At 41.0% G+C, this 15,679-nt stretch carries 11 protein-coding genes; 6 read left to right on the forward strand and 5 right to left on the reverse strand.

The window, feature by feature from the left end; all coding sequences use genetic code 11:
• Positions 1 to 40: 40 nt before the first annotated feature.
• Complete coding sequence (locus I6N90_RS17685) at positions 41 to 985, reverse strand: hypothetical protein (protein ID WP_197936940.1); 945 nt, start codon at positions 983 to 985, stop codon at positions 41 to 43.
• A gap of 361 nt (positions 986 to 1,346) precedes the next feature.
• On the opposite strand from I6N90_RS17685, the gene I6N90_RS17690 reads away from it, so the two are divergent.
• Complete coding sequence (locus I6N90_RS17690; protein ID WP_197937203.1) at positions 1,347 to 2,183, forward strand: YitT family protein; 837 nt, start codon at positions 1,347 to 1,349, stop codon at positions 2,181 to 2,183.
• 106 nt (positions 2,184 to 2,289) lie between these two features.
• Here the strand turns inward: I6N90_RS17690 and I6N90_RS17695 are convergent, their stop codons facing one another.
• A complete protein-coding gene (locus I6N90_RS17695) occupies positions 2,290 to 6,417 on the reverse strand; it encodes an InlB B-repeat-containing protein (protein ID WP_197936941.1) in 4,128 nt (1,375 codons plus the stop codon).
• 179 nt (positions 6,418 to 6,596) lie between these two features.
• Complete coding sequence (locus I6N90_RS17700; protein ID WP_232243085.1) at positions 6,597 to 7,670, reverse strand: LLM class flavin-dependent oxidoreductase; 1,074 nt, start codon at positions 7,668 to 7,670, stop codon at positions 6,597 to 6,599.
• Between the two features lie 195 nt (positions 7,671 to 7,865).
• Here I6N90_RS17700 and I6N90_RS17705 point away from each other — a divergent pair, with 195 nt between their 5' ends.
• The 3 genes from I6N90_RS17705 to I6N90_RS17715 all read left to right on the forward strand — a co-directional run bounded on the left by I6N90_RS17705 (position 7,866) and on the right by I6N90_RS17715 (position 10,535).
• Positions 7,866 to 8,744, forward strand: coding sequence for an NAD-dependent epimerase/dehydratase family protein (locus tag I6N90_RS17705; RefSeq protein ID WP_197936942.1), 879 nt, complete (start codon positions 7,866 to 7,868; stop codon positions 8,742 to 8,744).
• A gap of 251 nt (positions 8,745 to 8,995) precedes the next feature.
• Positions 8,996 to 9,550: a sigma-70 family RNA polymerase sigma factor gene (locus tag I6N90_RS17710; RefSeq protein WP_197936943.1), complete on the forward strand. Its 555-nt coding sequence runs from the start codon at positions 8,996 to 8,998 to the stop codon at positions 9,548 to 9,550.
• A gap of 4 nt (positions 9,551 to 9,554) precedes the next feature.
• Positions 9,555 to 10,535, forward strand: coding sequence for a DUF4179 domain-containing protein (locus tag I6N90_RS17715; protein ID WP_197936944.1), 981 nt, complete (start codon positions 9,555 to 9,557; stop codon positions 10,533 to 10,535).
• Positions 10,536 to 10,739: 204 nt separating this feature from the next.
• On the opposite strand, the gene I6N90_RS17720 is transcribed toward I6N90_RS17715, so the two are convergent.
• Both I6N90_RS17720 and I6N90_RS17725 read right to left on the reverse strand, forming a co-directional pair.
• Positions 10,740 to 11,756: a LacI family DNA-binding transcriptional regulator gene (locus I6N90_RS17720; protein ID WP_197936945.1), complete on the reverse strand. Its 1,017-nt coding sequence runs from the start codon at positions 11,754 to 11,756 to the stop codon at positions 10,740 to 10,742.
• A gap of 102 nt (positions 11,757 to 11,858) precedes the next feature.
• Positions 11,859 to 13,664 (reverse strand): glycosyl hydrolase family 8, encoded by a 1,806-nt coding sequence (locus tag I6N90_RS17725; RefSeq protein ID WP_197936946.1) that lies wholly within the window; start codon positions 13,662 to 13,664, stop codon positions 11,859 to 11,861.
• A 243-nt stretch (positions 13,665 to 13,907) separates the two neighbouring features.
• On the opposite strand from I6N90_RS17725, the gene I6N90_RS17730 reads away from it, so the two are divergent.
• On the forward strand, positions 13,908 to 14,801 hold the full coding sequence (locus I6N90_RS17730) for an NUDIX hydrolase (protein ID WP_197936947.1): 894 nt from the start codon (positions 13,908 to 13,910) through the stop codon (positions 14,799 to 14,801).
• A 1-nt stretch (position 14,802) separates the two neighbouring features.
• A complete protein-coding gene (locus I6N90_RS17735) occupies positions 14,803 to 15,627 on the forward strand; it encodes a TIGR02452 family protein (protein ID WP_197936948.1) in 825 nt (274 codons plus the stop codon).
• The last annotated feature ends 52 nt before the right edge of the window (positions 15,628 to 15,679 follow it).

Below are 15,679 nucleotides of genomic sequence, written 5' to 3' on the forward strand. Positions count from 1 at the left end.
CAGCTCCCTCAGATGAATGGCTTCCTATAGTTTGTTACAACTACTCCTGAGTGTGTTTATCCATGAATGAATGACATTCGAGCTGAAATTCACGAGGTTTATCCAAAAAAAGATAGATGTTATCGACGATTTGTCGTTTGCCAAACATACGTATAACAGTGACGCTGTTTTTAAGCTGTATGTGTACGTTAGGTTCTGTCGCTATAGGCGTAAATGATGTTTTTAATTGTTCTTTCGTGAGTGTCTTATTTGAAATGAGGGAGACAGACTCCACATTATGACTATCTACATATGCTATCATTTGCAAGCCGTATTGTACTCTCATCTCATTTTCAGAAAGTAAAATAGGATTTAAACGCGTAGCACGGTAGTCAGCGATCATTGTGATGATGATATACACATTTCCAAAGGTCAGTACCCATGCAGCGATGTGTGACCATTGCATAAGAAGAATATGGGCAACCGCGCCTTCTATTAGTAGTATCTTCGACAATAACAGTATCGTTATAAGCCAGTTTGATTCGGTATGGTAACTAAATGACGTAAACCCTGTTCGTAAATAAGGCTTTTTACGCCAAGAGAGTACTGCATAATAAAAGACGGATAGTTCGTGTGCAATGAGTGATGCGAATGTAGAATGCTTGAAGGAGGTTCCAAGACTTTCTCGAAGTGTTTCGATTGGGTGAGCATTCGTCAAACGACTGCGTCTAGATGTCAGTACGGCTTGGAATATTTTACGTAGCTGATACAGTACGAGCATAATCTCTAATGGTATAAGAATGTACTTTATCACTTCAAGTGTTTCTTGACCTGTAGCTGGTATGATGAGGACTAAGCCTAAGTAGCCAACGAGAGCGAAGGGAAGGGCAGAGATGATTGTGATGTTTTGTTTACGAAAAAAAAAGAAGTATAGCAACAACGGCAATACAACAACGAAGTCTAACGATATTCCAATGGTGAGAAGCTGATCATTTTCTATGAACAATGGAGAGTTAATTATTAAAAGATCGAATAAAATAATAAATAAGCTCGCTACAATAAAATAATTTATATTCTTTTTGTAATGGTTTATGATGAGGAACATCTCCTTTCAGTACTGTATATAAATAGATAGTAAGGTAAATTGGGTATATTTTCAATTAAAAGTCAGGAATCGGCTATGAAAGTGGTCTAGTTGTTGCAATATTGGATTGTATTTGAATTGACCCCTGAAATATGCATCTGTTATAATCGTTGAGGGCATAATGAGTACACGCAAAGCAAGACAGATCGATAATCTGGCGGATACCTTACGGTGTACGTTTTTTTTATGTTTTGAGTGCTTAAATCAGGAAGGAAATCTCATGATGAAAAAACGACTAATTGACATTCTTATGATTTTGATTGGATCATTTATTTTTGCTTTTGCCATTAACGTGTTTGTTATTCCGAATCATTTCGGTGAGGGTGGAGTAACAGGTATTACAATTATTCTTTATTACTTGTTCCAATGGTCACCTGGACTTGTCAGCATTATTATCAACGCGTTATTGTTAGTCGTCGGGTATAAGTTTTTGGATCGAACAGCGATGATATATACGATTATTGCAGTTACATTCTACTCATTAATTTTGCATTTCACATCAGGTTGGAGTGCACTATCTGATAATTTAATCATTAATGCAATATTCGGCGGCGTATTTACCGGTGTTGGTATTGGACTTATTATACGAGTTGGCGGAACGACTGCAGGAACTACGATTCTGGCACGTATCATGAATAAACATTTGGATTGGAATGTTAGTTACGCACTACTATTCTTTGACTTAATCGTTGCTTTCTCTTCTTACTTCATTATTGGTGCAGAAGCACTTATGTTTACGATTGTAATGCTTTATATCGGTACTAAAGTAATGGACTTCATCATCGAAGGTCTTAACTCTCAGAAAGCTGTTATGATCGTATCTAATGAACAGGCGCTTATTGCAGAGCGAGTGAATACGTTGATGGATCGAGGTGTTACCGTCTTCTACGGACGTGGAAACTACACGAATACGCCAAAAGATATTCTGTATATTGTTATAACGAAACAAGAGGTAAGTGCACTTAAGAAGATCGTCAAATCAATCGACAAAAATGCGTTCATTACGATCCATGATGTACGGAATGTGTTCGGTGAAGGATTTGTAGATATTTCGAAATAGATGGTTTAGAAGAACACGTAATAAAAACGGAATATAAAAAGGGTTTCTCCGGTAAGATGCTGCTCAAGCATCTTGTGGAGGAACCCTTTTTGTTTAGTAGTGGTAATTAAATTAAATCTGACTTTTGTAGAAGCTTATAAATCATTGACGCAACTTCAGCTCGTGTAATATTAGTCTGTGGTGCAAGCTCATTACCGTTTTTACCTGAAATGATGCCTGTTAACAAGCAATCAGCAATGCTGTTTTTTGCCCAAGCAGAAACATTCCCGATATCAGTAAATGATTGTAGTAATTGTTCAGTAGAGATAGATGAACTATTTGTACGAAGGTCAGTAATTTTCATTGCTTTTGCAATAATGACCATTGCTTGTTCCCTCGTAATCATATCCATAGGACGGAAGGTACCATCTTCAAAGCCGCTAATCAGCTTGTAAGCATAAGCCGTTTGAATTTCTTCATTGTACCAGTCATTAGCGTCAATATCAGAGAACGGAGATGCCCCTTGTACAGGTTTCAACCCTAATGCTCTTACGATAATTGCTGCAAATTCTGCACGGGTGATTTCTTGATCAGGGTAAAAAGAAGCATTTCCTTTCCCGCTGATAATCATCCGAGAACCCATGTCTTGAATCGCTGTATTAGCCCAATGATCCGTTGTATCTTTGAATGTGACAGGGTTCCAAATGATGGAATACGTACTATTCGTTAAGCTATTTACTTTCGCATAGTACTTACCATCGATAAGAACTATTTTTGTAGGCACATGTCGGACAGTTCCATCTGGATCTATTACAACGCCGGTCGTGATACGTTTGTGATCAACATCATTTGGAATCGCGATTAGTCGCTCCACATAACTGTTGAAATCAGCTACTTGAATCGTTGAATCTTTGTAAGTGGCACGTACGTTAAAATTGATTGGTGGAACAACAATCGTAAAGTTGCCTTTTATTGCAGCATTTTGGGCGAGCTTCAACGTATCTGCACTTGGTGCCGCGATTTCAATATGGATAGTAACATCCTGCAATGATATGGAGGTACCAAGTTGTTTCGATATGGCATCGATGCCCAATTGCTCCGCAGATAAAGTATAGGTTGCTTTCTCGGATTTGAATGCAATGGAAGCTTCTTTTTCTTCCATAAACTTAACGAGTTCTCCGTTCAATTGGCCAATAATAATATCGGATGTTGCTGTAACAGGAACTGTAATGATGACGTTTTGACCTGCATCCGCGAGATTTTCTTCGAGCTTCTTTGTATCGATTGTTATTGTTGTAGTTTCTTGATTATTTACAGTAGTCGTTGTTGATGTACCAGATTTTTCCAACGATCCATCTACGATCACTTCAACCTCGGTTGATGGTTGTGGTGTTGGAGTCGGTGTTGGAGTTGTCGGTGTAGTTGGCGGAACATATGGCTCGATATAAGTCCAACTTGCATATAACGTCGTGTCGCTTAGTACCTTATCCGTTGTGAAATTCCAAACATTAATATATCCAGATTCCTTGTACCATCCGTTAAAGGTATAGCCACTTTTAGTTGGTACAGCAGGTGCTGTAATTGTAGTATCATAATTAGCGGCTAAATTTGCAACGGAAGATCCGCCGTCTGTATTAAAGCTGACTGTGTAGCTAATTGGTGTCCACTTTGCATAGATCGTCGTATCGGCTGAGATCGGTGCAGCAAAGTTATATAGTGTTGTGAAGCTGCTATCTGTATACCAATTCTCGAAAGTATATCCTGTACGAGATGGGTCAGTAGGTTTAGATGCCAAGCTGCCGTGATCGATGTGTTGTTCGGTGATAGAACTGCCACCGTTAACGTCGAAGTTAACGTCATATTGATTAATCGTCCATTTCGCAAATAAAGTTGTATCGCCTACAATTTTGTCTGTAGCGAAATTCCACTTCGTCGTTAGTCCAGATTCTTTGTACCAACCTTCCAAGGTGTGGTGATCTTTTGTTGGTGGGACTGGCGCTGCAATTGTCGTGTCATAATTAGCATTTACATCTGCTACGGCTGTACCGCCGTCAGCATTGAAGCTGATCGTATGGCTATTTGGCGTCCAATTCGCGTAGATGGTTGTGTTTCCTGAGATTGGAGCAGCAAAATTAAATAGTGTTGTGAAGCTACTATCTGCATACCAGTTCTCGAAAGTATAGCCTGTACGAGATGGGTCAGCAGGTTTAGTTGGGAGACTGCCATATTCGATGTGTTGCGCGGTGATAGAGTTGCCACCATTAACATCGAAGTTAACGTCGTATTGATTAACTTTCCACTTTGCAAATAGAGTTGTATTCCCTAGAACCTTATCTGTCTCGAAATTCCACTTCGTTGAAAGTCCAGATTCCTTGTACCAGCCTTCCAGGGTGTAGTGATCTTTTGTTGGTGCGACAGGTGCTGTAATTGCAGTGTCATAGTGAGCAGTTACATCTGCTATTGTTGAACCGCCGTCAACATTGAAGCTAATTGTGTAATTAATCGGCGTCCACTTTGCATAGATCGTCGTATCGGCTGAGATCGGTGCAGCAAAGTTATATAGTGTTGTGAAGCTGCTATCTGTATACCAATTCTCGAAAGTATATCCTGTACGACTTGGGTCAGCAGGTTTAGTTGGCAAACTGCCATATTCGATGTGTTGTGCGGTGATAGAGTTGCCACCATTAACATCGAAGTTAACGTCGTATTGATTAACGGTCCACTTCGCAAATAAAGTTGTATTCCCTAGAATCTTATCTGTGGCGAAATTCCACTTCGTTGAAAGTCCAGATTCCTTGTACCAGCCTTCGAAAGTGTAATGAGCTTTTGTTGGTTCAACAGGTGCTGTAATTGTAGTGTCATAATTAGCAGTTACATTTGCAATTACTGAGCCACCGTCGGTATTAAAGCTGACCGTGTAGCTAATGGGTGTCCACTTTGCGTAGATGGTTGTGTTTCCTGAAATTGGAGAAGCAAAGTCAAACAATGTTGTATAGTTGCTATCCGTATACCAATTTTCAAAGGCATAGCCTGTACGAGCCGGGTCGGTAGGTTTGCTTGCTAGGCTACCATAGTCTATATTTTGCAAGGCGATTGAGCTGCCACCATTAACATCGAAGTTAACGTCGTACGTTTTAATCGTCCATTTCGCAAATAAAGTTGTATCGCCTAAAATCTTGTCTGTAGCGAAATTCCACTTCGTTGCAAGTCCAGCTTCTTTATACCAGCCTTCAAAAGTATAGTGAGCTTTTGTTGGTGTGGCAGGTGCAGTAATTGCAGTGTTATAATCAGCATTCACAGCCGAAACGGAAGTGCCGCCGTTTGTGTTAAAGCTGACTGTGTAGCTATTTGGAGTCCACTTCGCGTATAACGTCGTGTTAGTTGTTCCCATCGTAAAGGTATCGTTTGCTGCATAGTTTATTCCGTTTCCATCCGCTGCAGTGTTCCAGCCAGCAAATGTATGACCTGTTTTCGTCAATGATCCTGTATTATCAAGGATGCTCGTTTGTGCCCCTGTTGTATATGGACTGTTATTGTCCACTGGAACGTTACCACTTGAGCTTCCATTGTCAGAATAGGTTAATGTGTAAGTTGGAAGGACTGGTGCTTCAAGCACAAGGTTATCAAAAATGCCATATATGTAATCATGAGCTACGTTGTCAACATCTGTAAATCTAATTTGATCTACATTACCCCAACCACTGCCTGTAAATGTTAATACACCGCCAGTATAGTCACCAGGAGTACCGTTGTGTCTAGTCCAAGATACTGCGTCTTTGCCTGATCCGAATGTAGTTGGTACTCCTTGCGGGGATTTAAAATGAATGGTAGTACTTGCGATTGGCTGTTCTTCATCATAACCTGTTACGTTATATACCTGCGAAAATCCAGTGAGGTTATCATAGACATCTAGCTCTAACGATTTGATTTTGAAGTTATTAGTGGGGTTCTCTGATTCGAATTGAAAGTAAGAACCAGAAGTATTACCTGCATATTTAAAAAATAGTACATTCCCGGAACCTATTGTAGAACCATTCGTCCAGGAGTCTACCGCTACCTGATCAGCGACAGAGTCTGTTGAATAGACGATGCCATCCAACGTTAAATTGCCCCCTATTGTACTTGTTGCTCCTGTTGCCAAATCAAAATTTTGACTTGCAGGCGTCTGTGTCTGTGCATAGCCTACTGCGCTGACTATGATAAATACCATTATGAAAACCGTAAACAAGACGATTCTCTTATATTGCCTAATCATAATGCTCCTCCTTGTAAACAATAATTTTCTACACAAAGAGTCATAATTCGACATGTGAAGTGAATTTCCTGCCCGATTTAGATGATTATAGAAATTATTTACATAACACTAACCTAGTCTTCAAATAAAAAACACCCTCCAGCTCCATCGGTAGACGGCGTGAAGGGTGCAGAGGTTAATTAGTTTGTTCCTTCTATTCGAGCAATTTCTTTGCGTACAAATGGAGCAACGCGAGTGCCAAGCAATTCGATTGCGCGTAATACATCCTTATGCGGCATCGTTCCAACATTAAGGTGAAGGAAGAAGCGAGTGACGCCCAAGTTTTTGCGTAGCAAAATGATCTTCTCCGCCACATAGTCAGCGTCTCCGACATAAAGTGCTCCTTGCAGGCTGCGCATGGCATCATAAGTTGCTCGGTCATAATGATTGCCCCAACCACGCTCGCGGCCAATCACATTCATCTGTGCTTGCGTTGAAGGGTAGAACATTTCTGCAGCAGCGTCGGTTGTGTCAGCTACAAACCCATGTGAATGCGTCGCAATCATTAACTTCTCAGGATCATGTCCTGCTTGAGCTGCGGCTTTCTTATAAAGTGCAACTAAAGGAGCAAACTTCTCAGGCATACCACCGATAATGGCAAAGGCGATAGGCAATCCCAATATTCCAGCTCGAACAGCCGATTGTGGGCTTCCGCCGCTTGCGATCCAGACTGGAAGCGGGCTTTGAACGGAACGTGGGTACACGCCAAGGTTATCGATAGCTGGGCGATGTCCGCCACGCCATGTTACTTTCTCTGAATCTCTAATCGCAAGTAACAACTCCAAGTTTTCTTCAAATAGTTCATCATAATCATCCAAGCTGTAACCGAACAGTGGAAATGACTCCGTGAATGAACCTCGACCTGCCATTATTTCAGCTCGTCCATTAGAAATACCATCTAAAGTGGCGAAGTCCTGATAGACACGAACAGGATCATCCGATGATAGGACGGTAACAGCACTTGTAAGACGAATTCGTTTCGTCATTGCGGCAGCAGCTGCAAGCACAACGGCTGGTGCTGATCCGGCGTAATCAGGTCGATGATGCTCACCGATTCCATATACATCAAGGCCAACTTGATCGGCCAATACGATTTCTTCAACAGATTGACGTATACGCTCGGCGTGACTAATCGTTTTTCCTGTTACTAGGTCTGGTGTCGTTTCCAAAAAGGTGCTAATTCCAATTTCCATGTTTACTGTAGATTCGGCCATTTCATTCGCCTCCTTAAGTAGTTATTATATACTATATATTATAATGTTACGAAAGTATAGTAAGTGAAATGTTGCGAAATGAAGTGATGGTAAAAGGAGGAAGTTATTGTAGGTTGTCGAATGGATATGGATGTGTCGAATAGAGAGTAACCGGTGTAGTGGAATTATTTCTTTTCAATTAGGGAGGTAGGTAAGTTGAGTAAAATACTTGTGCTCGGTGGAACTAGATTTTTCGGCAAACGATTAGTTGAAGGGCTCGTACAGAATGGACATGATGTAACGATTGTAACACGGGGGAATATGGCAGATTCATTTGGTCATTCGGTTAAGCGTCTACAGGTGGATCGTACCGATTCGACTGCTCTAGAACAAGCTCTTGGTTCAACATCGTTTGATATTGTATACGACAACATTTGCTACACCCCGCAAGTTGCGGAAGATGCGCTGAAGCTGTTCGCTGGACGAACGGGGCGATATATTTTAACATCCTCAGGGAGTGTGTACAATTTCGGAGAACAGCGTCTTTCCGAAAAGGATTTTGATCCATATGTATACCCTGTGCCGGATTCTTATGAACAGAATATAGACTATGCGGAAGGTAAAAGACTTGTTGAAGCAGTATTTCTCCAAAAAGCCTCCTTCCCAGTAGCCGCAGTACGTTTTCCTATCGTTCTCGGCCATGACGATTATACAAGACGACTTCACTTCCATGTTGAGCGTGTTCAGCAAGAGCTACCTATCGGCATACCAAATCTAGATGCAAAGATGACATACATTCGTGCGGATGAAGCCGCCTCTTTCCTTGCATGGATTGGTCAAATGGACTTAGAAGGCCCGTTTAATGCAGCTTCTTACGGCGAAGTGTCACTAAGAGAAATATTGGCGATTATTGAGCAAGAGACAGGTAAACGAGGGCAGGTAGTAAACGAAGTAGATGAAACAAACGGCTCACCATTCGGTATTACGAAGCCGTTTGTTGTAGATAATGCAAAAGCAGTTGCCGCAGGTGCGTCGTTCCATCAGCTTCGGGATTGGCTTCCAGAGCTTATAAGTGAAATCGCTGATCCTTCATAGAGATACAGATATAGGTTACCGTTCTCAGTAGATGAGGACGGTATTTTTTTATCACTATATTCCAATATTTTACTGTGAAATATCTTAAACGGAATGGGAAAATGAAGCAATACCGGTATTTTAATCGTTCTATAGTGATACACCAGATAACTGCGATGCAATTAACTTGGGTGCTGATTTGATAGATTTGTTACTTTTCATTCGTATTAACTAATAGATTCGAGCGAGTAGCATGAGGGAGGGTAGTAGTTGTGAAAATTACAGAAGACAACGTTGTACAACAAATGATTAATCGTAACGAGAAAGCTATCTCATTTGTTATTGGAACGTACGGAGGATTACTTTCATCGATCATTAAACATCATGTGCATTACAATCAGCAAGAATATGAAGAATGTTTGGATGATGTGCTGCTAGCTGTTTGGCAACATATCGGAGCATTTGATGTACGGAAAAATACATTTAAGCAGTGGATAGCTGCTATTGCCAAAAATCGTGCAATTGACTATCAGCGAAAAATGATCAGAAGCGGACAGAAATATGTGAGCGCAGAAATAACCGATGATCTGTATAACAAGCATAACGAGCATAACGAGCAGTCTAAGTCACCAGATCAAGATATAGAGAAAGTATTAGATCATCTATCGGAAACCGAACGGACTATATTCGAAAAATATTACTTAGAAGGTGTGTCATCTCGCGATATGGCCCAGCAAATGAATGTAAAGGAATCTTGGATTTATAACAAGCTTTCAAGAGGACGTAAAAAAATTAAACAAGCGTTCATCCCAAAAAATGAGGTGTGAATTCATGTCCATGTATAAAGAACTAAACGATGTAAAACTAGACTTATCCGTTTATGAAGAAGTGACTTTAACTGAAGTAGAACAAAAAAAATGGGAAAAACGAGTGCGTTCAAAGCTTGCCAAACGTAAAACACATTCTAAAAAGTGGTTAGGATTAGCTGCTGCTGTAGTGCTCACCATGGGTGTTATGAGCCCGATTGGAAAAGTGGCACTTGCACAGGTAACTGCTGTGGCTGGACTTATCGAGCATTTTATAGATAACGAGAAGCAGCTCGATTATTCCGCTTACAAAACAGCAGTTGGGGAGACGGCCGAAAATAAATATGGAAAACTCACATTAAACGAAGTACTTGTTGATGCGGACTCTTTGCTTATAAGCTCAACCTTTGAACCCAAACAAGGCATTGCATTTGATACATTTACAACTTTATCTCCCCATATTTATATTCAAGGGAAAAATGTTGAAGTTACAAGGGGAACAAAGACAATTAAAGTAAGCGATGACATGTATATCATCTATGGAACGATTAAGCTGAGCGAGCTGCCGCAAGAGGAGCAATTTCAATTAACGATTTCATATGAAGAGTTCAGAATGCCGCGTTTAGAAAATAAGTCACATGTCATTGAGGAACCTTGGGTATTCGATGTACAGGTATCTCCAACCGAGCTTAGAAAGAACACTGAAACTGTTCAATTGGACAAAACGATTACTCTTTATAACGGGGAAAAAGTAAAACTAGAAAAACTAATGGCTTCACCTGTTTCTACTATGCTTTATTATCAGTTGAATGCTGGTTTGGAAAAAACATACTTTAAACTTGTTTCGACTAACGGTGAAGAAATAGGATTTAGAATAAGATATGGCCACGATATAACAGAGGCATCCTACATTCAATATGATCCAATAGATGTAGACAAAGAAGAGTATTTCCTTGTACCAGTTGATGAGAACGGAAATAAATTAGGGGAATCCATTAAATTGTAACATCGAGAGAGGAATGGGAGAATGAAGCATTATCATTATGACGACCCACTATGAAATCGAGATTGCTTTTTTACGTAAAAATGAAAACGGAGCTGTCCAGAGGGTCAAAAATGACCTTTTGGAAAAGCTCCTTTTTTCGTAATGACGGATGATTTCATAACGTTTCTCTTACATGGAGTCTTTTTTGTAATGGAAAATGTCTTCTTACTGCTTCACTTGTATGGACTTACTTGGAGCACAGGTGGTCTCCCTAACCAAAAGTTCTGGTTGAAGCTGCAAAGGTATTCTAGACATTTGCTCATTTGGATCTTCGATGCAGCGAAGCAACAAGTCGATAGCGTGACGACCAATTTCCTCAACTGGTTGTCGTATTGTAGTTAACTGTGGACGAAGCTGAGTGGCGAATAATTGATCATCGTAGCCGACGATGGATACATCACGAGGGATTTGTAATCCATGATTTTTGAATGCGTCCATTACACCAAATGCCATCATATCATCCGCAGCAAATACAGCAGTAGGTAATGTCCCCGACTTTGCCCAATGATCCCCAATTTCATAACCCGATTCAATAGTGAATTTACCTGGTTCTATTCGAGGTTCAAGTTTCGCTTCAGCGATAGCCTTCAAGTAACCCAATACTCGTTCCTTACTGCTAAGGTAGGGCTCTGGTCCACTTATATGAGCGATATCTGTATGTCCGAGATCTATTAAATGTTTTGTAGCCAAGTAGCCGCCGCGAAAATTATCCACCCTAATAGAAGGTGCTGGTGTATTTTCCTGCTGATTGTCTATCATAATGAATGGGATTCGTTTGCGCGTCAGTGCATCAACATATCGAACTTCACTCAGTGGAGACAACATAATCATGCCATCGACCCGATCCTCTTGAAAGATCGCATGATGAAGATCCGACTCATCATCATCGGAAATAAATAAGGCCAGCAAATATTGGTGGGCCTTCAATCCGTCGTTGATTTCTTTTACAACGGTGTCTAGGAAGGAGTCGTTTAATGTGGCAATGGTAATGCCAATTACTCCCGTTTTTCCTCTTGCAAGACTTCTTGCAGCCGCATTAGGATGATAGTTCAGTGCTTGCATTGCCTGCAGCACCTTTTCTCGGTTTTTCTCTCGTACCGTTCCCGCATTGTTAATAACTCTAGATACCGTAACAACGGATAGTCCGGACTTGCGTGCAACATCAAAGATACTTACTTTCATCTACACTACTCTCCTCAAGAAATAACCGCTTCTAGTACTAACATATCATATTGGCCAATAAGTTGGCAGTCCACGGTAATCAAGAAGAAAGCTTGTGTTCAATTATTTGTTATCTAAACCTGCCAATAGGGTAACAGCTTCCGCTCTAGTGAGGCTAGATTCTGGATTAAATGTTTCCAAAGCCGCTTCGCCCCACGTATGGCCAGCTGCTTTTAATATAGTTGCAACTTCACCTTGCGTAATTTCTTTTGCAGGATGAAAGAGGTCTACGGCTACATTTTTTAGTAAACCTGCTTCAACAACTTGTGCTGCTGATTGCTTCGCCCATGCTGGAATATTTCGTGTATCCATAAACGTAAGTGTTGCACCTTCTCCTTCGAGCTTCATTGCTTTGGCAACCATAACCGTGAACTCAGCACGAGTAACAAGCTCATCAGGTTTAACTGTACCATTAGGATAGCCGTTAATTATTCCTTCGGACAAGGCTGTAATCATTTCTTTCTGAGCTGAGTGTCCAGCAATATCTGTGGATGCAACGCCAGTTGGCGACCACCAGTTGCCTGATACGACGATCATGCTAAGCAAACGGATGGAGTTCCCGTAATAGTATCTCCATTCCACAGCTGTCGGGTTGACTGCATCTGTATGATAGTCCCACAGATCGTTTAACCATTGTTGGTTACTAGAATCGATTGTAGCACTAACCATGAATGGTGCAGTAAAGTCTAACCCACCGTCCCACTCGCTTAGTTTCGTCTTGCCATCTAACGAGTAACCCGACCATATTTCAGCAGGGGTTTTGTGTTTGCCCTTCAAAAATGTATTTAGCGCAGTTAGTTGGTCATGTGCCCTGCTATCACCAGTTACTAAGTAGTCGGTGGCAATACGCCATGGTGTACGGCAAGAATTGTAATTGTGCGCACCATCAAGTTCTGACTCTAGGAAAAACCCGTCTTCTGTCGGCCATTTGAATTGATCAACTGGCTTGTACTTGCCATCTTTAGGATCTTTGTAAACGAAGTCGGGTAGTAGGCCGGTTTTTGGGCTGTAGTTTTTATGAATGTCTGTAATGATGCCGTAAGTATTATCTATAACCTTATCCCATCGAGTATCACCTGTAGCTTTACTAAATTCCTTCATATGTTGAAGCATGAAATCAGAAGGACGTGACGCAGGTGCAAAACTCGGTACGCTATCAGATACTTTTACCCAGTCGCCTAACTGAAGATGGAAGTCCGTAGGGTGAACTTCATTTTCCATAATGGCGTTGATGACTTTGATTGCTTCTGCTTTATAGTTGATTGCTCCATTACTTCCCCACTGTTTATCAGCCAGTAATAAGGAGTAAGCAATGTCCATGTCTCCGTCGGTTGCGGAATCGGTACCGTTAACATCAATAATCTTGCCACCTCTGTCGGCTTGCTGCCATGCCATCAGATCGGGATCAAGTTCGCTTGGGTGAGCACGGAAAAATCGGTACATACCATCGAAAATCGATTTCGCTTTTTTGTCATGTCCAGCCATAATTGCCGTTACGATCATGCCGTATCCATGTGCTTCGGAGACTGTAATTGCATCACCATTCCAGCCCCCATCGTTGTACCACACATAATATTGGTTAGCGTCGTATGGATTTGCCCGTACATATTTTTTCTTCCATTCATTGTAGAGAAGTGTTACTTCTTTATCCATTTGTTGTTGCGATACATGATTTGGTTTAATCGTTCCTTTCACAGAAGCCATATGCTGAGGGAACGGTCTTAATGCTTTCTCTGAACTGTTTGTTTTGCCTGACTGAGCATGAATGGGCTGCAACGTAATAAGCATCAAAATAAGTGCCGTAATAACTGTCATAACAATCGTTAACTTAACGATTGAATATGCTCCGCTGGTAGAATGGTGTTTCATTCTGCATCACTGCCCTTCTTTTTTTAAAAGTTTAATCGCTTTAACTTTTGATGAGAGTAGGTAGGCAAAGGTGTATAGCAGTATTGTAGTTTGACTATATTTGGATGTCAATATAAAAGTGTAAGCGCTTTAACTTTTGTCGAAATTAGGCCATTGCTGCAATCTGTTGACAAAATATTCAAAGTAAATTATTGTTAGTAACAAATAGATAATAACAAAATGTTACGAACAGGTGATGAGCGAATGGAACAAAGAGATAGGAATGGGCTTACCGAGCAGGAGTACCTTAAGCAATATAAGGTCGAAGATTTTGAACGGCCATCGGTAGCAACAGATATGGTCATTTTTACAGTAGGACATACAGAGGAAGACAACTACCGCAAGCTGCCAGTAAAGGAACTGCGATTATTGTTAATAAAGCGGGGGGCTCATCCGTATTTAGGAAAGTGGGCGTTACCAGGTGGATTTGTCCGTCCTACAGAAACATCTGAACAGGCAGCACAGCGAGAGCTTCGAGAGGAGACGGGCGTAGACAATGTTTATTTAGAGCAACTGTATACATTTAGTGATCCAGGACGTGATCCGAGGACATGGGTTATGAGTTGTTCCTATATGGCACTCATCGACAGTGCGAAAGTACAGTTAGAAGCTGGTGATGACGCGGACAAAGCTACATGGTTTAGTGTCTCTTATCAACTTATTAAGGAACAGAAAGAATTATTTGAAGATGGCTATATTCAGTCTAAACACTATGAGTTGAAACTAAGTGGTGAGCTTACTACACTTGCGTCTGTTGTGGAATATCAAGAAACAGTAACACAGTCGATATCAAAGAGGGAATATAGCGTTATTTCAAATGATGGTTTAGCGTTTGACCATGCAAAGATTATTGTATTTGCGATAGAGCGTCTTAAAGGTAAGGTGGAATACACCGATATCGCGTTGCATCTAATGCCGAAGTTATTCACGTTGACGGAGTTGCAGCAAGTGTATGAAGTTATTTTGAATAAAGAATTATTGAAAGCAGCCTTCCGTCGTAAAGTTGTCCATCTCGTTGAAGAAACAGATCATTACACAGAAAATGCAGGACATCGTCCGTCACGACTATACCGAAAACATAGAGGAAGCAGGGGTTAATATGAATCGCAAAAAAATTGCAGAAGATACTCTTCGATATATCCATCAAGGATATTATGAGCATAACGGGAAGTGTGTGGATTTTTCGGGTTTGCAACGAAATACAGAGGAACACAGCATTACGATAACACCACAACAAGGGGCGCTATTGGTAGAGCAATTGAAACTGCCGACCGGGTTACCTCAAGCCAAACGAAGTGTTACTAATGAAGCTACCGTGCAAGCGATTTTAAATATGGATAAAGCAGGGCTTAAGAACGTAGGCGTACTCAACTTTGCCAGTGCAAAAAATGCCGGAGGCGGATTTCTAAACGGTGCGATGGCACAGGAGGAAAGCTTAGCGGCATCGAGAGGTCTGTACGAAACTCAATTGCGAAATGAAGAATATTACAGAGTTAACCGTGCTACTAAATCTATGATGTATACCAACTATGCTATTTATTCACCGGATGTACCATTTATTCGTGATGCTCGCTTTGAACTTATGGAGGAAGTAGTGACTGCTTCTGTACTTACATTACCAGCAGTTAACTATGGACAGGTTGTTTTGAAAGGTGAAGATACCCGGCTAGCAAAACGTGTGATGAAAGATCGCATGCGTCTAGCTTTAGCGATATTCGCTTCTAGAGGGGACAAAAATCTTATTCTCGGAGCATATGGTTGTGGGGTATTCCGTAACGATCCAATAGAAGTAGCAGGTTGGTGGAAGGAACTGCTTGAGGTCGAGGAATATGGCGTCTTGTTCGACGAAATCGTATTTGCCGTGTTGGATAGCTCTAAGGGTGGGTTATGTATTGGTTCATTTCTTGAGCTGGGGAGAAAGTAATTTTGCAGAATAATGAAAAAGAATTAGGGCTTTTTAAGATGAAAATGTTAGA

This window comes from Paenibacillus sp. GSMTC-2017 (genome assembly GCF_016019935.1).
GTDB lineage: Bacteria > Bacillota > Bacilli > Paenibacillales > Paenibacillaceae > Pristimantibacillus.